19 protein-coding genes and 1 other RNA gene are annotated in these 20389 nt (G+C 60.9%); 15 read left to right on the forward strand and 5 right to left on the reverse strand.

The features are described from left to right. Positions 1-8: 8 nt before the first annotated feature. Together rho and trxA are read right to left on the reverse strand one after the other, a co-directional pair. Entirely contained in the window at positions 9-1274 is a 1266-nt protein-coding gene (gene rho / locus IEV38_RS09075; protein ID WP_188395858.1) for a transcription termination factor Rho, read from the reverse strand. Between the two features lie 129 nt (positions 1275-1403). Continuing rightward, positions 1404-1730 (reverse strand): thioredoxin TrxA, encoded by a 327-nt coding sequence (trxA, locus tag IEV38_RS09080; RefSeq protein ID WP_188395859.1) that lies wholly within the window; start codon positions 1728-1730, stop codon positions 1404-1406. A 356-nt stretch (positions 1731-2086) separates the two neighbouring features. On the opposite strand from trxA, the gene IEV38_RS09085 reads away from it, so the two are divergent. From IEV38_RS09085 to IEV38_RS09120, 8 genes are all read left to right on the forward strand, one after another. Next, the gene (locus IEV38_RS09085; protein WP_188396121.1) at positions 2087-4792 is read left to right on the forward strand and encodes a PD-(D/E)XK nuclease family protein; all 2706 of its coding nucleotides are present in this window, start codon (positions 2087-2089) and stop codon (positions 4790-4792) included. After that, positions 4792-8073 (forward strand): UvrD-helicase domain-containing protein, encoded by a 3282-nt coding sequence (locus IEV38_RS09090; protein WP_188395860.1) that lies wholly within the window; start codon positions 4792-4794, stop codon positions 8071-8073. The genes IEV38_RS09085 and IEV38_RS09090 overlap by 1 nt, the downstream gene beginning before the upstream one ends. 129 nt (positions 8074-8202) lie before the next feature. Next, positions 8203-8421, forward strand: a complete 219-nt coding sequence (locus IEV38_RS09095; RefSeq protein WP_188395861.1) for a DUF904 domain-containing protein — start codon at positions 8203-8205, stop codon at positions 8419-8421. Continuing rightward, on the forward strand, positions 8418-8729 hold the full coding sequence (locus tag IEV38_RS09100) for a cell division protein ZapA (protein WP_188395862.1): 312 nt from the start codon (positions 8418-8420) through the stop codon (positions 8727-8729). The genes IEV38_RS09095 and IEV38_RS09100 overlap by 4 nt, the downstream gene beginning before the upstream one ends. A gap of 45 nt (positions 8730-8774) precedes the next feature. Continuing rightward, positions 8775-8954, forward strand: a non-coding RNA gene (ssrS, locus tag IEV38_RS09105) — 6S RNA. A gap of 193 nt (positions 8955-9147) precedes the next feature. Continuing rightward, positions 9148-9606 carry an EVE domain-containing protein gene (locus IEV38_RS09110; RefSeq protein ID WP_188395863.1) on the forward strand — a complete coding sequence of 153 codons (459 nt, stop codon included), beginning with the start codon at positions 9148-9150 and terminating at the stop codon, positions 9604-9606. Between the two features lie 170 nt (positions 9607-9776). After that, positions 9777-9986, forward strand: coding sequence for a hypothetical protein (locus tag IEV38_RS09115; protein ID WP_188395864.1), 210 nt, complete (start codon positions 9777-9779; stop codon positions 9984-9986). Between the two features lie 31 nt (positions 9987-10017). Then, on the forward strand, positions 10018-11175 hold the full coding sequence (locus IEV38_RS09120; RefSeq protein ID WP_229728954.1) for a nucleotidyltransferase family protein: 1158 nt from the start codon (positions 10018-10020) through the stop codon (positions 11173-11175). A 143-nt stretch (positions 11176-11318) separates the two neighbouring features. Here the strand turns inward: IEV38_RS09120 and IEV38_RS09125 are convergent, their stop codons facing one another. The 3 genes from IEV38_RS09125 to IEV38_RS09135 form a co-directional block, all read right to left on the reverse strand. Continuing rightward, positions 11319-11972 (reverse strand): phosphatase PAP2 family protein, encoded by a 654-nt coding sequence (locus tag IEV38_RS09125; RefSeq protein WP_188395865.1) that lies wholly within the window; start codon positions 11970-11972, stop codon positions 11319-11321. Positions 11973-12086: 114 nt separating this feature from the next. Continuing rightward, positions 12087-12899, reverse strand: a complete 813-nt coding sequence (lgt, locus tag IEV38_RS09130) for a prolipoprotein diacylglyceryl transferase (RefSeq protein ID WP_188395866.1) — start codon at positions 12897-12899, stop codon at positions 12087-12089. A gap of 4 nt (positions 12900-12903) precedes the next feature. Continuing rightward, positions 12904-13797: a LysR family transcriptional regulator gene (locus IEV38_RS09135; protein ID WP_188395867.1), complete on the reverse strand. Its 894-nt coding sequence runs from the start codon at positions 13795-13797 to the stop codon at positions 12904-12906. Between the two features lie 127 nt (positions 13798-13924). On the opposite strand from IEV38_RS09135, the gene ilvD reads away from it, so the two are divergent. From ilvD to map, 7 genes are all read left to right on the forward strand, one after another. After that, complete coding sequence (gene ilvD, locus IEV38_RS09140) at positions 13925-15598, forward strand: dihydroxy-acid dehydratase (protein WP_188395868.1); 1674 nt, start codon at positions 13925-13927, stop codon at positions 15596-15598. 738 nt (positions 15599-16336) lie between these two features. After that, the gene (locus IEV38_RS09145; protein ID WP_188395869.1) at positions 16337-16930 is read left to right on the forward strand and encodes a hypothetical protein; all 594 of its coding nucleotides are present in this window, start codon (positions 16337-16339) and stop codon (positions 16928-16930) included. Between the two features lie 120 nt (positions 16931-17050). Beyond that, entirely contained in the window at positions 17051-17890 is an 840-nt protein-coding gene (locus IEV38_RS09150) for an EamA family transporter (protein ID WP_188395870.1), read from the forward strand. A 134-nt stretch (positions 17891-18024) separates the two neighbouring features. Continuing rightward, the gene (locus IEV38_RS09155) at positions 18025-18606 is read left to right on the forward strand and encodes a TetR/AcrR family transcriptional regulator (RefSeq protein WP_188395871.1); all 582 of its coding nucleotides are present in this window, start codon (positions 18025-18027) and stop codon (positions 18604-18606) included. 100 nt (positions 18607-18706) lie between these two features. Beyond that, complete coding sequence (locus tag IEV38_RS09160) at positions 18707-19195, forward strand: hypothetical protein (RefSeq protein WP_188395872.1); 489 nt, start codon at positions 18707-18709, stop codon at positions 19193-19195. Between the two features lie 94 nt (positions 19196-19289). Beyond that, positions 19290-19517 carry a ParD-like family protein gene (locus IEV38_RS09165; protein ID WP_188395873.1) on the forward strand — a complete coding sequence of 76 codons (228 nt, stop codon included), beginning with the start codon at positions 19290-19292 and terminating at the stop codon, positions 19515-19517. Further along, entirely contained in the window at positions 19514-20311 is a 798-nt protein-coding gene (gene map, locus IEV38_RS09170; protein ID WP_503826655.1) for a type I methionyl aminopeptidase, read from the forward strand. The genes IEV38_RS09165 and map overlap by 4 nt, the downstream gene beginning before the upstream one ends. Positions 20312-20389 lie beyond the last annotated feature (78 nt).

Here is a 20389-nt window from a genome sequence, read left to right on the forward strand (position 1 = left end):
GAAGCGGATCACGAACTGCCGCGGCGCATCATGTCGAAGAATTCGGCGTTGTTCTTGGTCGCCTTCATCTTGTCGAGGATGAATTCCATTGCCTCGATCTCGTCCATGTCGTACATGAGCTTGCGCAGCACCCAGATCTTCTGCAACTGGTCCGGCTTGATCAGCAGTTCCTCGCGGCGCGTGCCGGACTTGGACAGATTGATGGCCGGATAGACGCGTTTCTCGGCCAGGCGACGCTCCAAGTGCACTTCCATGTTGCCTGTGCCCTTGAATTCTTCGTAGATCACGTCGTCCATGCGGCTGCCGGTTTCGATCAGCGCGGTGGCGATGATGGTCAGCGAGCCGCCTTCTTCCACGTTACGCGCGGCGCCGAAGAAGCGCTTCGGACGCTGCAGTGCATTCGCATCGACACCGCCGGTCAGCACCTTGCCCGATGCCGGGATCACGGTGTTGTATGCACGTGCCAGACGCGTGATCGAATCGAGCAGGATCACGACGTCCTTCTTCATCTCGACCAGGCGCTTGGCTTTTTCCAGCACCATTTCGGCGACCTGCACGTGGCGCGTCGCCGGTTCGTCGAAGGTCGAGGCGACCACTTCACCGCGCACCGAGCGCTGCATTTCCGTCACTTCTTCCGGACGTTCGTCGATCAGCAGCACGATCAGTGCAGAGTCGGGGTGGTTCGTTGTGATCGCATGCGCGATGTGCTGCAGCATGACCGTTTTACCGGATTTCGGCGGTGCCACCAGCAGGCCGCGCTGGCCCTTGCCGATCGGTGCGATCAGGTCGATGATGCGGCCGGTGATGTTCTCCTCGCCGCGCATCTCGCGTTCGAGGTGCAGCAGCTTGTTCGGGTGCAGCGGGGTCAGGTTTTCGAACAGGATGCGGTGCTTGGACGCTTCCGGCGGTTCGCCGTTGACCTTGTCGACCTTGACCAGCGCAAAGTAGCGCTCGCCGTCCTTGGGGGTACGCACTTCGCCTTCGATCGAATCGCCCGTGTGCAGATTGAAGCGACGGATCTGCGACGGCGAGATGTAGATATCGTCGGTCGAGGCCATGTAGCTCGCATCGGGCGAGCGCAGGAAGCCGAAGCCGTCCGGCAGCACCTCGAGCGCGCCGTCGCCGAAAATCTGTTCGCCGGCCTTGGCGCGTTTTTTGAGAATCGCGAACATCAGCTCCTGCTTGCGCAGGCGGGCAGCGTTGTCGATGTCGAGGCTGATGGCCATGTCCAGCAGGGCGGAGACGTGAAGGGCCTTTAATTCGGATAAATGCATAGTCGTGCGTGTGTCCCGGACGGGAAAGTAAAAGGTGGGGGAGGGAACTGCGGTGAGTGAGTACTGCTTGTCTCTGAATCGGTATTGTCGTTACGGGCGGCGATGCGGGCGCACCGCCGCCATTGTGTATCAGATATTGCTGTCGATGAACGCGACCAGCTGGCCCTTGGCCAGTGCGCCGACTTTCTGCGCGGCAGGTGCGCCGTTCTTGAACAGGATCAGCGTCGGGATGCCGCGAATGCCGAACTTGGCAGGAATGGCCTGGTTGGCATCCACATCCATCTTGGCAATCTGGATCTTGCCGGCGTAGTCCTTCGACACTTCTTCCAGGATCGGTGCAATCATTTTGCACGGACCGCACCATTCGGCCCAGAAGTCCACCAGGACGGGCAGATCGGATTTCAGAACGTCGGTTTCAAAGGACGAATCGCTGATGTGTTTGATGTTTTCGCTCATGTTTGCCTCGGTGTGAGGAGAAAGGGAATAAATGGCGCCTTGAATGATCTGTCGTGTCAGATCGATCTTGTCTGCACGCCTCCTGTTACCAGGCACAGATGGAGACAATGCAATTTAGTTCAAGTATTTTGGGAGATAACAAGAAGAGTCAGGCGGGGTCTGCGCAAATCATAACCCAATTTCCGGCAAAGTGTGGTGTTGCCTATAAAATTTCGGCAGCCGTGTGCGGCACATCACATAGAATGCCCGGATCGCCTGCGCCGCCACGTGCCGGCGATCGTCGGCGACACTGCCGAATGCATTGATTTTGTTCCGTTTTTTCCGCCGCACAGCGCCGAGTGAGTCCTTTCATCCCGATGCCCGACACCATCCGCCTTTCGCCTTCCGCCGCCTTCTGGGACGAAGCGGCGCGCCACCTGCTTGCGCGCGCGCTGCCCGGCTGGCGCGACGCGGCCACGGTGGCCGACCTGTCCGGCGTGCGCGCGATGGTCTCCACCTTCGAGCATCTGCAGCTGCTGCGGCAGGCGCTGGCGCGTGCGGTCGGCCGCGCCTTCGTGCCGCCGACCATCATGACGCTGTCGGCCAGCATCGGCATGCTGCCGCCGCGCAGCGGCCAGTCCGCTACCGCATCGAGCGAACGGCTGATGACGCTGTACGCATCGCTGCGCCAGCACGGCTGGCTCAAGAAACTGTTTACCGCGCGTCGCAATACCGATCTGCTGCCCCTGGCCGAAACGCTGCTGACGCTGGCCGACGAATTGACGCAGGCCTTCCTGCCGCTGCTTGGAGCGGACAATGAGGGCGCCGCCGATGCTGCCGATGCGCGTTGGCAGGCCGCGCTCGAACGCCTGTCGCCGGCCGCGCGCCACCTGCTGTCGGACGAGACGCAGCTGGTATGGACCATCTGGAAAAGCCAGCTCGACGGCAACGATGCGCTGGCGCTGCGCTTTGCGCGCATGCAGGAACTCGCGCGCGAGGCGCAGCAGCCGCTGTTCTGGATCAGCCCGGTCGCGCCCGACGCGATGGAACAGGTGTTCCTCGACACATGGTCGCAGCGGCAGCCGGTCACGGTGATGACGCTCGACTGGCGCGCCGACGCCATCGCGCCCATCTATCGCCACGCATGGCAGGAAGTGGCGGATGTTGGCGACGAACAGGATCGCAACGAGGCGACACCGTTGCAGACGCCGCCCGGCCTCATGCTGTTCGGCGCCGACAACCTCGAAGCCGAGGCGCAGGGCGGCGCACAATCCATACTCGACTGGTTGCAGGCCGGCATGCAGAGCATCGCCATCGTCGCGCAGGATCGCGTGGTGGCACGGCGTATCCGCGCGCTGCTCGAACGCGCGCAGATTCATGTGGCCGACGAGACCGGCTGGAAGCTCTCGACCACGCGTGCCGCTGCCGCGGTAGCCGCCTGGACCGAGCTGGTGGCGGCGCAGGCGGAGACGGTCGGTCTGCTCGACTTCCTCAAATCGCCCTTTGTCTTCGCCGGCGAAGCCGACAAGGCCGACCACCTGATGCGCATCGAAACCGCGCTGCGGCGCGGCAACGTGCCGGGCGGTTGGGATGCGGCTGTCGCCGCCTGCGAACGCGTGCCGGATGCGCAGCAATTGTTGCTGCGTCTCAGGGAACAGGCACAGCAGCATGTCGGACGCCGCCGCCTGTGCGAATGGCTGGCGGCAACGCGCCGGACCTTCGATGCGCTCGACATGGACGCGGCCCTGCAGAACGACGAAGCCGGCGGCCAGATTCTGGAACTGTTCGACGCCATCGAACGCGATTGCGCGCATATCGATCAGGAATTCTCGTTCGCCGAATGGCGCGCCTTCCTCAATCTGCAGATCGAAGCCACCGCCTTCGTGCAGCCGTGGCGCGACCGGCGCGTGGTCATGCTGCCGCTCAACGGCGCGCGCCTGCGCAGCTTCGACGCCGTGCTGGTGGTCGGTGCCGATGCCGAACATCTGCCGTCGCGCCCGGTCGAGACATTGTTCTTCGCCAACGTGGTGCGCGCGGAGCTCGGACTGGCGACGCGCGAGAGCCGGCAGCGCCAGCAACTGCGCGACGTGGTCGAACTGCTGTCGTCGAACGCACGCGTGGTCATGTCGTGGCAGACGCATAAGAATGGCGAACCCAATCTGCCGAGTCCGTGGCTGCAGCGGCTGGAACTGGCGCTGGCGCAGGCCGGCCTGCCGCCGCTGGCGAAGGCGTCCTTCGACTTGCCGTGCCGCCGCCTGACGGCGATGCCCGCTTTTATGCCGGCACCGTCGGCCGCGCCGCTGCGGCCGCAGAAACTCTCGGCCAGCGGCTACAACAGCCTGGTCGCCTGTCCCTATCAATTCTTCGCCACCCGCATGCTCGGCCTGTCCGGCCTCGACGAATTGTCGGAGCTGCCGGAGAAGCGCGACTACGGCGACTGGCTGCATCGCATCCTTGCGCTGTTCCATGAAACGCTGCGCGAACATCCGGTGACAGGCGACGAGCGCGCCGCGCTGCTGCAGGAAATTTCCGATCGCGTGTTCGGCGAGGAGCTCAGGCGCAGCGCCGCCGCGCTTGGTTTCCAGGCGCGCTGGCAGAAGAACATGCCGGCCTATCTGGAATGGGTGGCCGAGCGCGAGGCGCAGGGCTGGCAGTTCATGCTCGGCGAAGAGCAGGCGCAGAAAGTATTGCACTGGGACGATGGTGAGATCGTGCTGCACGGCCGTATCGACCGCATCGATGCCGATGCAAACGGCGCGCAGGTGGTGCTCGACTACAAGAGCACTTCTGCCGAGACATTGAAGAAACGGCTCGACAAGGGCGAAGATCAACAGTTGCCGTTCTACGGACTGTTGTCGCCGATGCCACTGGCAGGTGCCGCCTACGTGCCGCTGGAGCAGAGCAAGAACCGCATCGCCGAAGTCGCGGCGCAGGACTTCGACGACTGGCAGCGCGCGCTAGAACAGCGCATCGCGGCCGGCATGCAGGCCATAGACCGTGGCGCACCGCTGCCGGCCAGCGGGCCGGAATCGGTCTGCCAGTATTGCGATGTGCGCGGCCTGTGCCGCAAGGGAGCGTGGTGATGGCGGCGCATCCTGACATGCAGCAAGCACCGCGCGCCTACGAAATCAACGACGCGCCGGCGGACGCCGCGCGCTTCGTCGCCGCCGCCTGCGACCCGACGCGCTCGGTGGTGGTGGAAGCCTGCGCCGGCAGCGGCAAGACCTGGCTGCTGGTGGCGCGCATCCTGCGCCTGCTGCTGGCCGGCACCGAGCCGCCACAGGTACTGGCGATCACCTTCACGCGCAAGGCGGCGCAGGAAATGCACGAACGCCTGCTGCAACTGCTGGAAGAACTCGCGCTCGGTTCTGATGAACAGGTGGCGACGCTGCTGCGCGAACGCGGCATTGCCGAACATGAACTGCCGGCCATGCTGCCGCAGGCGCGTGCGCTTTACGACCGCGTGCTGCGCAGCCCGCAGGGCCTGTCGATCGACACCTTCCACAGCTGGTTCCTGCGCCTGATCCAGATCGCGCCACTGGCATCCGGCGTGCCGCACGGCTACGGCCTGGCTGAATCGACCGGCGAACTCGCGGCCGATGCCTACGGACGTTTCATGCAATCGTTGAACGCCAAGGAAAACGCGCAGGTGCGCGAGGCGCTGCTGACGCTTTACCAGCAGGTCGGCGACGGCCGCGTGCGTGAACTGCTCGCGAGTTTCGTCGATAAGCGTGCCGAGTGGTGGGCTGCCGCTGAATCCGGCATCGCACCGCTCGATGCATTGCGCGAACTGTGCGGCGACGATGCGCAGTGCGATGCGCGCCTGACGGTGTGGGAAAACGATGGATTGAAGCAGCGCCTGCTGCGCGTGGCGTCCCTGCTTGGTCAGGGCAGCAGCGAAAACCAGAAGCGTGCGACGGCGATCGAGAAGCCGTTGTCAGATGGCGCCAGCATCGACAACTTCAACCTGCTCGCCAACGAATTCTTCGATGCGGCCGGCAAGCCGCGCAAGAACCGCACGACCAAGGACCTGACCAGGGCCGCCGTCGATGCCCTCGGCGAAGACGGCGTGCAAGCCTTGCAGACCGAGTTCGAGGCATTGGGCGCGGAACTCCGAACGCTCGCGCAGCGCAGCTGCGAAGGATTGGTGCTGGCCTTTAACGAAGCGCTGTTCACGGTCGGTACCGCCTATCTCGACATCTACCAAGCCGTGAAGGCCGAGCAGCGCGTGTTCGACTTCGCCGATCTCGAATGGCATGCATGGCGGCTGCTCGCCAACACCGAACATGCGGCCTATCTGCAAAGCCGGCTCGATGCGCGCTACCGCCATGTGCTGCTCGACGAATTCCAGGACACCAATCCGCTGCAATGGAACATCGTGCAATCGTGGCTGGCCGCCTACGGCGACGATGCGCAGCGGCCCAGCATGTTCGTGGTCGGCGATCCCAAGCAGTCGATCTATCGCTTCCGCCGTGCCGAGCCGCGCGTGTTCAAGGCGGCGCTGGAACTGCTGACGGCGCAGGGTGCTGCTTCGCTGCGAACCAACCAGACGCGACGCAATGCGCGCGGCATCGTCGCGGCGATGAACCTTGCCTTCATCGACAACCCGCTGTACCAGCCGCAGACCACGCTGTCGCAGGACGAAGGCGAGGTGTGGCGGCTGCCGCTGGTGGAACAGGCAGAGACGGAAAAGGCCGCGTGGTCGCCGGACAGTTTGCGCGATCCGCTGAGCACCGCGCGCGAAGACGAGGAAGACGCGCGCCGGCTGGAAGAAGGGCGGCAGGTCGCGCGCGCGCTGCATCAGGCACGCGCCGCACGCGGCGTGCGCTGGTCGGACGTCATGCTGCTGGTCAAGAAGCGCACGCATCTGGCGGCCTACGAAAGCGCGCTGCGCGAAGCCGGCATTCCGTTCGCATCCGACCGCAGAGGCGGCCTGCTCGATTCGCTCGAGATCGCCGATCTGATCGCCTTGCTGACCTTCCTCATCACGCCGCACGACGACCTGGCGCTGGCGCACGTGCTGAAGTCGCCCATCGTCGGTGCCGAGGACGAGGACCTGATCGCACTCGCGCAGGAACGCGAGCGCAGCTGGTGGGAACGCCTGTGCGCGATGACCGCCGGCCTGGCTTCGCCAGCGCTGCAACGCGGCCATGCGCTGCTGCAGCGCTGGCTCGCACTCGCTCCGCAGCTGCCGGTACACGATCTGCTGGACCGCATCCTGCACGAAGGACAGATCGTCGTGCGCTACGTGCAGGCGGCCTCGCCGCTGGTGCGCAGCCAGGTCTGCGGCAACATCCAGGCCTTCACCGAACTCGCGCTGAACATGGATGCGGGCCGCTACCCGAGTCTGCCGCGCTTCATCGATGCGCTGCGCCGCCTGCGCAAGTCCGCCGAGAGCGACGCGCCCGATGAAGCCGATATCGATGCCGCCGCCGATGCCGTGCGCATCCTGACCATCCACGGCTCCAAGGGGCTGGAAGCATCCATCGTCGTCATACTCGACGCCAACCACAGCAGCGACGCGGCCGACAACATCGGCATCCTGTGCGACTGGCCGCAGGACAGCGCATACCCCGTGCATTTCTCGGCCTACCACCGCAAGGCCGAACGCGGCGCGGCGCGCGACAGCCTGTTCGCACAGGAAGAAGCGCTCGGCGAACAGGAAAACCGCAACCTGCTCTACGTGGCCGCTACCCGCGCGCGCCATCTGCTGATCGTCAGTGGCGTTGCCAACGGCAGCAAGGGCGTGAAGGACGACAGCTGGTATGCGCGCTTCGCGGCGGTGGAAGCGCACGCGCCAGATACGACGGCCGCAATCAACACGATGAGTGCCGGCGCCGTGGAATTCGACTGGCCGCTGTTCGAGCCGCCGTCGTTGCCGGCACCGGCTTCCGACCGGCCGCCGGCCTTCACCTCGGAAGAAATCGAGGAAGGCATTGCGCTGCATGCGCTGATGGAAAAGCTTACGCATCGTCCGCAGTGGCCGATCCCTGCCGTGGATGCGGAGCTGGTCGCCGGCTGGCTGTCCTGCAAGCCGGTGCTGGCGCGGACGGTAAGCGGGCAGGCGCAGGTGATTCTGGCGTGCGCCGACCTGGTGCGGTTTTTCGATCCGGCGCAGCATCGCTTCGCGCGCAACGAGATGGATGTGATCACCGGCGACGGCTCGGTGCGCTTCGACCGCATCGTGATGTTCGACGACGAACTGTGGATACTCGACTACAAGCGCAATCTGCTCGACAGCGAGCGCGCCGCCTACACGCAGCAACTCGCACGGTATCGCGTCGCCGCTGCTGCGGTCTTTCCCGACGTTGCGATCCGTGCCGCGCTGATCACGGTGGATGGCCGCATGACCGAGATCGTCTGATGTAATTTCAGCCATCAGCCTTGGCGTGTGGGCCGATATGTGTACCGATTGGCGTCGCCAATCCGCAAAAGGAGCGGCTGCGCGTGCAATCTATTGACGCTGCTTTGCAAGCCCCTCTATAGTGGCGGCATGATTTCCGACTTCCATACCCTATCCGACAAGATCGGCCAGCTCGCCGCCTTGACCCAGTCCCTGCGCAGCGAAAACGCCGAACTGCGCCTGCGTGCGACCGCGCTCACGGCCGAGAACGCCGAACTGGCGCGCCGCATGCAGGAAGCGCACGACCGCGTGGCCGCGCTGATCGAACAGATTCCCGCTCCCGAAGAACAGAAGGAAGAAGCCGTATGATCCAGCTCGATGTATCCATCATGGGGCAGTCGTACAAGCTTGCCTGCAAGGAAGACGAGGAACAGGCGCTGCGCGAAGCCGTCGCCTATCTCGACGAAAAGATGTGCGCGATCCGCGATGCCGGCAAGATCAAGGGCACCGATCGCATCGCCGTCACCGCCGCACTTGGCATCACGGCCGAATTCCTCTCCACGCGTTCGCCGGACGGTCCTTTGTCCGACATGTCAATGGCCGAAGTGCATCAAAAGATTTCGGCGATGCACAACGTGTTGGATAACGCACTCGCACCGCAGGAAAAATTGTTCTAAATCGATCTGCGCGCTTTTTTTCGCGGGCCGATTGCGTTAAACTTCAATCCCCTGCGGTGTTCGCCATTGCCATATATTCCTTGAACCATTTACGCGCAGCGGTCGCGGAATTTTGTTTGACGGGCGTGAGCGTCGCTAGTCCGATGAACCCGAAGTTGAACTTACTGCGGCCACCTTGAACCTTTTGGTTCGGGATGCCGGCAAAGCGGCACAGGCGGGGACTTATTCATGAACGGCTGCATATGCATATATGCAGCCGTTTTTTATCGCCGGGCCGTCTCAAGATAAAAAGCGTCCCCTCGGGGGACCGGGCAAGACCGCAGAGCTTGACCGAGGGGGTTTTTTTATTTGGCGCGCCATTTCCCGTCGGCTGTCGTGGCTTGTTATGCTTGCGGTTTTCATCCTCGCGAAGATCGCCATGCGCTATTGGCTCATGAAATCCGAACCCGACGAAGTCAGCATCGACGACGCGCTCGCCGCGCCTGACCAGACCGTTGCCTGGACCGGCGTGCGCAACTACCAGGCGCGCAACTTCATGCGCGACGTCATGCAGATCGGCGACGGCGTGCTGTTCTATCATTCGAGCTGTCCGCAACCCGGCATCGCCGGCCTGGCCGAAGTCGCCAGCACACCCTATCCGGACGAGACCCAGTTCGATCCCCACAGTCCCTATTACGATCCCAAGGCCACGCGCGAATCGCCGCGCTGGATGCTGGTCGACGTGCGTGCCGTGCGCAAGACGCGGCTGGTGCCGCTGGCCGAGATGCGGGCGGCGCCGGCGCTGGAAGGCATGCAGGTGCTGCAGAAGGGCAGCCGCCTGTCGATTACGCCCGTGACGAAATGCGAGTGGAATTACATCCTGAAGAGAATGCTTTGATGCCGTGCGGCATGGAAAGGGCGTGCCGTTGTGCAACCTGGGAGAAATGCATTCCTGCGGGAAATCCCGGGGCGGAGCGGAAGTCATGCATTTGTCACACAATAAACAAAATGAACTTTGCAAAGGTTTGTTAATCTTTAGGAAGTAACGATAATGCGGTTGATTAGGTAATGATCATGGAAATTCCGGTAGCCGGTAAAGGCAAGGACGACAAGGCGCGCGACGATGGCGCCATGGATCCTTTATCCGGGTTTTTCCGATTTTTCCTTCCCGCAGTTGCACCCCGCATCGTGCGTCATGCACATTCCACTTCCATCCGACTTCGTGCGCAGACGGCCTGGTGGCCGTTGGTGCGCGGCGCGGTCGTTCGGTATTACTGAATCCATTTTTGAAAAAGCGCAGAGGGAGAACATGAAAGCAATGATTCTTGCAGCGGGCAAAGGCACACGCGTTCAGCCTTTGACCTATGAGCTGCCCAAACCGATGATTCCGATTCTCGGCAAGCCGGTGATGGAATATCTGGTCGAGCATCTGGTCAAGTTCGGCATCCGCGACATCATGGTCAATGTCAGCTATCTGCATCACAAGATCGAGGAATACTTCGGTGAAGGCCAGCGCTTCGGCGCCCAGATCGGCTATTCGTTCGAGGGTTTCATGGACGAGAACGGCGAGGTCATGCCCAAGCCGATCGGTTCGGCAGGCGGCATGAAGAAGATTCAGGAGTTCGGCCACTTTTTCGATGAGACCACGCTGGTGATCTGCGGCGATGCGCTGATCGATCTGGATATCAAGTCGGCCTTGTTCGAACACAGACGCAAGGGCGCGATGGTCAGCATCATCACCAAGGAAGTCGAACGCGAGAAGGCGGCCGACTACGGCATGGTGGTGATGGACGAGGAAGGCCGCGTCCAGTCGTTCCAGGAAAAACCGAAGCCGGAAGAAGCCAAATCGCTGTTCGCCAGCACCGGCATCTACATCATGGAACCACAGGTGCTGGACCTGATTCCGGCCGATACCGAGTTCGACATCGGCTCGCAGCTGTTCCCGCTGCTGGTGGAGAAGGGTTTGCCGTTCTATGCGCAAAAGCGTTTCTTCAACTGGATCGATATCGGCAACATCCGCGACTACTGGGCGGTCTCGCAAAGCGTGCTGCAAGGTGAGCTGGCGCACATGAGCATGCCCGGCACGCAGATTCTCGAAGGTCTGTGGGTCGGCCTCAATACCAACATCAACTGGGAAGGCACGACCATCGAAGGGCCGGTCTATATCGGTTCCGGCACGCAGATCGAACCGGGCGCGACCATCATCGGCCCGACCTGGATCGGTCATGGCAGCCAGATTTGCAGCGGTGCGCATGTCGAACGCAGCGTGCTGTTCGAATACACGCGCGTGTCGCCCGGATCGAAGATGACCGAGCTGGTCGTGCATCGCAACTATTCGGTCACGCGCGAGGGCAAGATGCAGCACATTTCCGAAAGCGAGACCGAAGCATGGCGCGATGCGCGCGACCGTCGCGGCGCTTCGCGCAAGAGCAAGCCGCACAGCAAGCAGGCGGCGGAAGTGGCCTGACCGATTCTATGCACGCACAAAAAAGCCCGCATCGCTGCGGGCTTTTTTTCATCGCCGGGCCGCCCCAAGATGAAAAAGCGCCCCCTCGGGGGGCAGCGGAGCCGAAGGCACAGCGTGGGGGGCATTTTTCATGCGGATAAGTATCAGCCGGATGTATTCACTTGCGGTTCGCGGCGATCGTCAGGCTTGCGGCCCATGCGCTTGCGTATCTCGTCGATCTTTTCCTCGCCCGCCAGCCGCACCGCGACCTGCTCTATCCATCCCTGTGTGGGTGCCGGCCTTGTGGTTAGCACCGGCAGCAGCAGGACGGTACAGAACACCAGCGTAAAGCGGTCGAGATAGATCATGGGCGCCTGCCGCGCAATGCGGATGAAGCACCATGCCGTGGCAAATCCGAGCGCAAGTCCGGCGATGACCTCCGATATCGAATGCACGGCCAGCGCCAGTCGCGAGATCGCGATGCCGACGGCGAACAGCACGCCGGCGCCGATCGCCGCCTGACGCAACAAGCCTGCCCTGCGCTGCGCCAGCAGGAACGCCAACACCGGCGCGATCGCCGCCGCGCGCATCGCATGTCCGCTGAAACCGCGGAAGTCGATGGCCGCAATGCCGATGCCCCAGCCCGCATAGGCGACCTTGGTCGCCGTGACGATAAACAGTGCACCGCCGAACAGCAGGCACCACCACACCGCCAGCCGCCACGCGCGTGCCGCGCACAGCCACAGCGTCAGCAGCGCGGCGAGCGACAGAGCGAAATTGGTTTCGGCAAGGCGGGTGAAGGACGACCAGAAATCCATGCAATCCTGAAAGCGGAAAAAATGAGAGGAAGAGTGTGGGACAGCGATGCGAACGGTCAAAAGGCCGGTCGCCATGATACGGCCGGCTAGGTGCGGCCGGCTAGGCGCCCCCGGCTAGGCGCGGTTGGCAGTGCGTGCCGGCGAGCGGTAGGCCATCACCAGCATGGCGATGCCGAGCACGATCAGCGGCACCGACAGCATCTGCCCGGCCGAGATCGTGATCGAGCCGAACTGCACCTCGTAATCCGGCGTGCGGAAGTATTCGGTGAAGAAGCGCGCGCAGCCGTACAGCAGCGAGAACATGCCGCCGACCGCCATGCGCGGGCGTTCCTTGCGCGCGAACAGCCACAGCACGATGAACAGCAGCACGCCGTCCACCGATGCCTGATACAGCGGCGACGGATGGCGCGGCAGGTCATCGACGTTGGGCCAGATCATGGCCCACGGCAGCGACGGATCGGCCACGCGGCCCGGCAGTTCGGCATTGATGAAGTTGCCGAGGCGGCCGAAGGCATAGCCGAGCGGCACCATCGGCGCGATGAAGTCCAGCACGTCGAGCACGTTGCGATTCTTCTTGCGCGCCCACACGCCCATCATGATCAGCACGCCGAGGAAGCCGCCATGGAAAGACATGCCGCCCTTCCAGACCTTGAAGATCTCGAGCGGATTGGAGAAGTAATAGACGGGCGCATAGAACAGCACTTCGCCAAGCCGACCGCCGACAATCACGCCGACCACGCCGTAGAACAGCATGTCCTCGATATCTTCCTTGACCCAGCCGGCGCGCGCGATGTGCGGCTGCCTGATGCGGATGCGCGCGAGCCAGACGAACTGCAGGAAGGCGGCCAGGTACATCAGGCCGTACCAGTGGATCGCGAGGGGACCGATCGAGATCGCGATCGGGTCGGGCATCGGGTGAATCAGCATGTTCTTATTTCTTTCGCAGTAGTTCCAGGAAGGCGTGCAGCACCGGCGAGGCATTGTCGCGCCGCCATGCCAGTCCCGTTTCCACCATGGGCGTCCTGTTGGTCAGCGGCCGGTAATCGACGCCGGGACGCTTCAGGTTGGATACGGATTGTGGCACAAGCGCGATCCCCATGCCGGCCGAGACCAGGCCGATGATGGTCTGCATCTGGATCGCCTCCTGCCCGATGCGCGGCGTCAGTCCCGCCTCGTGATAGCAGGCGAGGATGGCGTCGTGCAGGGCAGGCGCGATCCGGCGCGGGAAGACGATCAGCGGCAGTTCGGTTAGCAACGCGAGGTCGGCCCTGGCCTTTCCGCGCAGGGCCTGCAATCCTTTGGGTGCGGCGAGGATCAAAGGTTCAGACAGCACCGGCAGATAATCGATCTCGAGCCGCGCTTTCTCGGGCAGCGGTGGGATCAGCAGGCCGACGTCGATGCGGCCCTGCGTCAGCTCCTCGATCTGCACGTCGGTGGTCGCCTCGCGCAGGTCGATCTCCACCGCTGGATAGGTTTCGCGGAATTCGCGCAGGAAGGATGGCAGCACGCTGTAGTCGGCGGTGGAGACGAAGGCCAGCGATAGGCTGCCCGAGGCGCCGGATGCCGCGCGTCGCAGCAGGTCCGGCAAGGCGGCGGTCTGTTGCAGGATGCGCTGCGCCTCCGGCAAAAGCGCGGCGCCGGCCGGCGTCAGCGCCACGCTACGGCTGTTGCGGCGGAACAGCGCCGTGCCCAGCGCGTTTTCCAGCGAACGGATCGCCAGCGACAGCGGCGGTTGCGTCATGTGCAGGCGTTGCGCCGCACGGCCGAAGTGCATTTCCTCGGCCACGGTAACGAAGTAGCGCAGTTGTCGAAGTTCGATGTTCATGGGTTTCCCGCAGCCAGGAAGGCATGCCTGATTGATACATGGATTATATCAATCGAAGTCAAATCATATATTTGACAGGCTGCTAGGAGCAAGGCATTCTGGCGGCTCAAATAACCATGGAGGCATCATGGCATTCAACCGCCGCTCAAAAAACATCACCCAGGGCGTTTCGCGCAGCCCCAACCGCTCGATGTACTATGCACTGGGCTACGAGAAGGAAGACTTCGACAAGCCGATGGTCGGCATCGCCAACGGTCACTCGACCATCACGCCATGCAACGCCGGCCTGCAGAAGCTGGCCGACATCGCCATCTCGTCCACCAAGGAAGCCGGTGCCAACCCGCAGGTGTTCGGCACGCCGACCATTTCCGACGGCATGTCGATGGGCACCGAAGGCATGAAGTATTCGCTGATTTCACGCGAAGTCATCGCTGACTGTATCGAAACCGCCGTCAACGGCCAGTGGATGGACGGCGTGCTCGTCATCGGCGGCTGCGACAAGAACATGCCGGGCGGCATGATCGCCATGCTGCGCACCAACGTGCCCAGCATTTATGTCTATGGCGGCACCATCAAGCCGGGCAACTGGAAGGGCAAGGACCTGACCATCGTCTCCGCCTTCGAAGCCGTGGGCGAATTCACCGCCGGCCGCATGTCGCAGGAAGATTTCGACGGCATCGAACGCAACGCCTGCCCGTCGCTCGGTTCCTGCGGCGGCATGTACACCGCCAACACCATGGCTTCCTCGTTCGAGGCGCTCGGCATGGCGCTGCCGTACTCGTCAACCATGGCCAACCCGGACGACGAGAAGGTCGGCTCCGCCGCCGAATCGGCCCGCGTTCTGGTCGAAGCGATCAAGAAGGACCTCAAGCCGCGCGACATCGTCACCCGCAAGGCCGTCGAGAACGCGATCGCCGTCATCATGGCGACCGGCGGCTCGACCAACGCCGTGCTGCACTACCTGGCGATCACGCACGCCGCCGACGTCGAATGGACCATCGATGACTTCGAACGCATGCGCAAGAAGATTCCGGTCATCTGTGACCTCAAGCCGTCCGGTAAATATGTCGCGACCGACCTGCACAAGGCAGGCGGCATCCCGCAAGTGATGAAAATCCTGCTCGACGCCGGCCTGCTGCACGGCGACTGCATGACCATCACCGGCAAGACCATCGCCGAAACGTTGGCCGACATTCCATCCGAACCGGCAGCCGACCAGGATGTGATTCGCCCGATCGGCAAGGCGCTCTACGAGCAGGGCCACCTCGCCATCCTCAAGGGCAACCTCGCGCCGGAAGGCTGCGTTGCCAAGATCACCGGCCTCAAGAACCCGGCCATCACCGGCCCGGCGCGCGTGTTCGACGACGAATACTCCGCCATGGACGCCATCATGGCCAAGAAGATCAACGCAGGCGACATCGTCGTGCTGCGCTACCTCGGTCCCAAGGGCGGCCCCGGCATGCCGGAAATGCTGGCCCCGACCGGCGCACTGGTCGGCCAGGGCCTGGGCGAATCGGTCGGTCTGCTGACCGATGGCCGCTTCTCCGGCGGCACCTGGGGCATGGTGGTCGGCCACGTCGCACCGGAAGCTTTCGTCGGCGGCACCATCGCGCTGGTGGAAGAGGGCGACTCGATCACCATCGACGCGCACAAGCTGCTGATCCAGCTCAACGTACCCGACGAGGAAATTGCACGCCGCCGCGCCAACTGGAAGCAGCCTGCGCCCAAGTACACACGCGGTGTGCTGGCGAAGTATGCCGCGCTGGCCTCGACGGCGAGCAAGGGCGCGACGACGGGTTGATCGGAACGTGCTTCAATAAAAAAGCCGGGCTGTTGCCCGGCTTTTTGTTTGTCCAAACTTTCTACATGGCCTAGATATTTTGTACTTTAAGTACTAGAAGTGGGCCGTTCATCAGTAATTGAAAGTGAGGCTTGCCTATCGAGCATAATAGAATCAATCTCTATTCTTAGTTTGTCGCGCTGAAGCCTCGCTATTTCGTCCTGTATTGGCTGAATCTCTCGATGCCACTTCAGAAATCCGTAGAACATGAGCCAGCCTGATATAGCGCTTATAAGCATTAAACCCTGTATGAAGAACTTTTTATTTTTAGTGGCAATTTCGATTTTTCGTTCAAGCATCTTGCGTTGAGCATTGATTGCGGGTGTAGTTTGTTCAATCGATTTGGCAGTCTCAAGTTCTACATAAGCTTCGAATAGTAAAGTGTTTGTGGAGTTACTGACGTAGAGCGTAGAGCCGATGGTGAAAATAAAAAGCAATAGTCCAAAGAGAGCGTAGAACTTAAAAATATTATCGGTAGGGAGAAGTATTTGATGTTGCATATTTTAAATGTGCGGGCGGAGCTAAGAAGATTAAAAAAAGTATCACTATTTTCATATGGAGCGAGTCCATGCCCAATATATAGGACTATTCAATAAGCTACTTGTTGAGTTGCCAAAAAATTTATAAAGGTTGTATGTATTAATCTATCTTCTTATCTAACTTCTTATCTAACTTCTTATCTAACTTCGCGAATACCTCATGACAAAAGATTCCCCAAATCTGTTTGATTCTTGTAAGGCGGTTGCTCGTCAGGTGCTTCTAAAAAATGGGAAAACATCAAATGATGTTATTGAAACCCTAGCAGAAAAATTTCTTGCCATTGCAGAAACACATCAAGATTTCATTCGCCGGCAACGTGAGTCGGATGACGTTATTGCCTATGCTGTCCAATACATAGCGGATGTACATGCTATTCTACCTATGGGTACAGATACGGCATGGTTTACTACAACTTTGGCGACTTTATTAGAACTAGCAGTTCCTAACTCTGCTGTAACGGATGAGGCTGCGCCCTTACTTCCTTGCATTCAACAGGGAATTCGCGAAGCTTTATCGAGTATTCCAATTTCTCGCGGTGTATTAAGACTCTATGATGAGGATGCTGAGTCGATTCGACGGCTGCAAGATGCCGGGGTAGAGCACGGCATAGCATGCAATATGCAAGAGCTCTTGGAAAAGCTTTTTCACGGTGATCCCTTAACCCATGATGATGAGCATTTCTTTTATCTGGTGGCGATTGGAGCGCCTTTTACGCGGCAAAAACGATCGACTCAAGGTTTGGATAGTGATTGATCTAACTTAGCGGCATACATAAATTAGTAACTTTATAGTTATTCGCGCGCAAATAGCTATACCCTAAGTTCTTAGCCGTAGTGGCCAACCCTCAATCGAACCTCGACGACACCGCGCATCATGTTCACTCAAGTAGGCGCCCTGGTCCTGTTGGCCGCGCTGCTGCATGCAGGCTGGAACGCCATGCTGCATGGCAGTCGGGACCGGTATCTGTCGATGACGTGGATGTGCTTCGGCATGAGCGGGGCGGCCTTGCTGGCGTTGCCGTGGCTGCCGTTACCGGCTGCGGCGGCGTGGCCGTACATCGTGGCGTCGGGACTCGTGCATGTGGCGTACAACCTGTTTCTGGTGCGCGCCTACGAGACCGGCGATCTGGGCGTTGCTTATCCGATTGCGCGCGGTTCATCCCCCTTGCTGGTGACGCTGGGCGCGGCGCTGTTCGCGTCCGAACGACTGACGACGTTGCATGTGTTGGGCGTCGTGCTGGTGTCGGCCGGCATCATCCTGCTGGCCTTGCAGCGCGGGCAGGTGACGCGCAGGGGAATGACGGCGGCCTTCCTGACCGGTGCCACGATTGCGCTCTATACGATCATCGACGGCATCGGCGTGCGGCTCGCCGGCGGGACGACTGCGACGGCGGCGTCCTATACGGCGTGGATGTTCCTGTTCTTTGCGTTCACGCCGCTGATCTTCGTCATGAGGCGCGGTGTGGCGGCCTTGCGTGCGCCGGTGAAGGAAGTCGCCAGTTTCGTCAATGGTGGTCTGGTGTCGGTCGCCGCATATGGCATCGTCATCTGGGCCATGCAGTATGGCGCGATGGGTGCGGTGTCGGCCCTGCGGGAAACCAGCGTGCTGTTCGCGGTCCTGCTTGGAAGGATCTTTCTGAAGGAAGAACTTGGCATTGGCAAGATGACAGCGTGCGTCGTCATCGTACTGGGTGTGGTTGCAATCGGTACTTGAGCGCGATTGGCAAGTTCGAGAGAGACGTATTCCCGATGCGTTTCAAGCAGGGCGGCAGACTCTCATTTTTACTTCCTTTCCCCGTGTCGAAAATGGCGTTTGACAAGTTACCTACTAAAAGGTAGGCTTCTGCCATGGCTCAATCTTCCAGCACTTCCGAAAAAATCCTGCACTGTGCACGATCGCTGATCGTCGCGGGTGGCTATAACGGCTTCAGTTATGCCGACATCGCAAAGGTGATCGGTATTCGCAACGCCAGCATCCACCATCACTTTCCGAGCAAGGAAATCCTGGTGCGCACGCTGGTAGCGCAGTACAGGGAGGAGGCGAAGGCCGGCATCGCTGCACTGGAGAGAAACATCCCTGATCCGATCGATCAGCTTCGTGCCTACACGCGTTATTGGGAAGTCTGTTTTGCGGACGAGAATTCCTCGTTTTGTGTCTGTGCCTTGCTTGCCAGCGAGATTCCGATTCTTCCCGAGGAAGTCGCGCTGGAGGTGCGAGCGCATTTCCGCACGTTGTCGGCATGGCTTGCTTCGGTGCTTGAACGTGGTGCGCAGCATGGTCGCTTGCATCTGAACGCGCCAGCCAGGACGGAAGCGGAAATGTTCATGGCGGCAGTGCATGGCGCGATGCTGTCGGCGCGCGCCTATGACGACGGCAAGATGTTTGGCGCGATCGTCAATCCGGTCCTGGAGCGTTTGATCCGGAACTGATGCCGGAATGATGCGCCAAAAAATTTTATCGCAATATCTACCAATTAGTAGGTAGTTTTATTTGTTCTTGAATCATTTCTCTCTCGAAAAAGGATGACTTATGTTTGGAATTTCACCTCTCGGCTGGGTCCATACCCTTGGCAGCTTGCCGGCCATTCCGATTGCCGTTTACATGTTTGTGCGCTATGGGCGGATCGTGCCGCAATCGAAGGCAGGTCTGTTCTATTTCCTGGCGATGCTGATCGGCGCCGTTACCGCGTTCGGGGTTGCCAGTCAGCCGGTCAGCAATATCGTTGCTGCCGCAACGCTGGTCTTTCTTTTCGCGGGTTATGGCGTCGGTAGGTTTCAGGTATTGGGACGCGCGACGAAATACGTGGAAACGATCTGTCTGACCATGACGGTGTTCCTGTTGATGGTGCCGACAGTCACGGAAACGCTGCGCCGCGTACCGGATGGGCATCCATTCGTCACCGATATGAAATCGCCCATTCTGCTTGGTGCGCAGGGAAGTCTTCTGGTTGCGCTGATTGTCGGATTGACGGCGCAGATCATCTATCTGCGGCGAAGGGGTGCAGCCGCTTACCGCTAGAGCGAAGTGACTTCCTTGGCACGCTGACGGGCGGCTGTGTTAATATTCGTTACGCATATATTTCATATACGTTTCGTATAAAGACTGGCAGGCCATGGGAATCGTCAAAATCACTGAGCAGATGCACACCAATCTGCGTCTCACCAGCGGCGCAATGAGCCGCTCGATCAATTCGCAGGCCGAGCACTGGCTGCGCGTCGGCATGATGGCGGAGCTGAATCCCGATCTTTGCTACAAGGAGATCTGCCAGAAGCTGCTGGAGGCGGAGCAGAGGGCTGGCGATTCTGCGCAGGACATCACGCTTTCGCTCGAGAGGGCATGATGGGCGGCCAGGTCATCATCAAGTCGCCATCCGACATTGCGATGCTGCGCACCTCCGGCGCATTGGCGGCCGACGTGCTGCGCATGATCGGCGAGCACGTCCGGCCCGGCGTCACCACCAACGAGCTGGACAAGCTGTGCCACGATTACATCGTCGATGTGCTCGATTCAGTGCCGATCAACATCGGCTACCACGGTTTTCCCAAGACGATCTGCACTTCGGTCAATCACGTCATCTGCCACGGCATTCCTTCCGACAAGGTGTTGAAGGGCGGCGACATCATCAACATCGACGTCGCGCTGACCAAGGACGGATGGCATGGCGATACGAGTCGCATGTACTTCGTGGGCCAGCCGAGCATTCTCGCGAAACGTCTGGTGACCGCCACCTACGAAGCGATGCGCGCGGGGATTCTCGCGGTCAGGCCGGGCGCAACCCTCGGCGATATCGGCTATGCGATTCAAACGGTGGCGCACAGGGACGGCTTCAGCGTGGTGCGAGAATATTGCGGCCACGGCATCGGCCAAATCTATCACGAAGACCTGCAGATCCTGCACTACGGCCAGCCGGGGCAGGGGCTCAAGCTGCAGCCGGGCATGGTGTTCACGATCGAGCCGATGATCAACGCCGGCAGGCGGCATTCCAAGGAACTGTCTGATGGCTGGACCGTCGTGACCAAGGATCATTCGCTGTCCGCGCAATGGGAGCATATGGTGGCGGTGACGGAAACGGGCTTCGAAGTGCTGACCCGGTGGCCGGATGGATTTGGAGAGTATTTGCCGATCCCGTCCTGATTCCGGTCGGATTTGCCGGCTTGATTTCCGGCTTAACTCTCGCGCAGATCGTGCGCGATGCATCAGGTGTGCGGTGTA

The sequence above is a fragment of the Oxalicibacterium flavum genome (genome assembly GCF_014635065.1).
Lineage (GTDB): Bacteria > Pseudomonadota > Gammaproteobacteria > Burkholderiales > Burkholderiaceae_D > Oxalicibacterium > Oxalicibacterium flavum.

Excerpts from the sequence above, each read along its gene's own strand:
- IEV38_RS09155 (WP_188395871.1), top strand. The coding sequence starts at position 18,025 with ATGGCTCAATCTTCCAGCACTTCCGAAAAAATCCTGCACTGTGCACGA.
- IEV38_RS09090 (WP_188395860.1), top strand. The coding sequence starts at position 4,792 with ATGGCGGCGCATCCTGACATGCAGCAAGCACCGCGCGCCTACGAAATC.
- map (WP_503826655.1), top strand. The coding sequence starts at position 19,514 with ATGATGGGCGGCCAGGTCATCATCAAGTCGCCATCCGACATTGCGATG.
- rho (WP_188395858.1), bottom strand. The coding sequence starts at position 1,274 with ATGCATTTATCCGAATTAAAGGCCCTTCACGTCTCCGCCCTGCTGGAC.
- IEV38_RS09160 (WP_188395872.1), top strand. The coding sequence starts at position 18,707 with ATGTTTGGAATTTCACCTCTCGGCTGGGTCCATACCCTTGGCAGCTTG.
- IEV38_RS09150 (WP_188395870.1), top strand. The coding sequence starts at position 17,051 with ATGTTCACTCAAGTAGGCGCCCTGGTCCTGTTGGCCGCGCTGCTGCAT.
- trxA (WP_188395859.1), bottom strand. The coding sequence starts at position 1,730 with ATGAGCGAAAACATCAAACACATCAGCGATTCGTCCTTTGAAACCGAC.
- IEV38_RS09145 (WP_188395869.1), top strand. The coding sequence starts at position 16,337 with ATGACAAAAGATTCCCCAAATCTGTTTGATTCTTGTAAGGCGGTTGCT.
- IEV38_RS09125 (WP_188395865.1), bottom strand. The coding sequence starts at position 11,972 with ATGGATTTCTGGTCGTCCTTCACCCGCCTTGCCGAAACCAATTTCGCT.
- IEV38_RS09100 (WP_188395862.1), top strand. The coding sequence starts at position 8,418 with ATGATCCAGCTCGATGTATCCATCATGGGGCAGTCGTACAAGCTTGCC.
- IEV38_RS09165 (WP_188395873.1), top strand. The coding sequence starts at position 19,290 with ATGGGAATCGTCAAAATCACTGAGCAGATGCACACCAATCTGCGTCTC.
- IEV38_RS09120 (WP_229728954.1), top strand. The coding sequence starts at position 10,018 with ATGAAAGCAATGATTCTTGCAGCGGGCAAAGGCACACGCGTTCAGCCT.
- IEV38_RS09110 (WP_188395863.1), top strand. The coding sequence starts at position 9,148 with ATGCGCTATTGGCTCATGAAATCCGAACCCGACGAAGTCAGCATCGAC.
- IEV38_RS09115 (WP_188395864.1), top strand. The coding sequence starts at position 9,777 with ATGATCATGGAAATTCCGGTAGCCGGTAAAGGCAAGGACGACAAGGCG.
- IEV38_RS09135 (WP_188395867.1), bottom strand. The coding sequence starts at position 13,797 with ATGAACATCGAACTTCGACAACTGCGCTACTTCGTTACCGTGGCCGAG.
- IEV38_RS09095 (WP_188395861.1), top strand. The coding sequence starts at position 8,203 with ATGATTTCCGACTTCCATACCCTATCCGACAAGATCGGCCAGCTCGCC.
- lgt (WP_188395866.1), bottom strand. The coding sequence starts at position 12,899 with ATGCTGATTCACCCGATGCCCGACCCGATCGCGATCTCGATCGGTCCC.
- IEV38_RS09085 (WP_188396121.1), top strand. The coding sequence starts at position 2,087 with ATGCCCGACACCATCCGCCTTTCGCCTTCCGCCGCCTTCTGGGACGAA.
- ilvD (WP_188395868.1), top strand. The coding sequence starts at position 13,925 with ATGGCATTCAACCGCCGCTCAAAAAACATCACCCAGGGCGTTTCGCGC.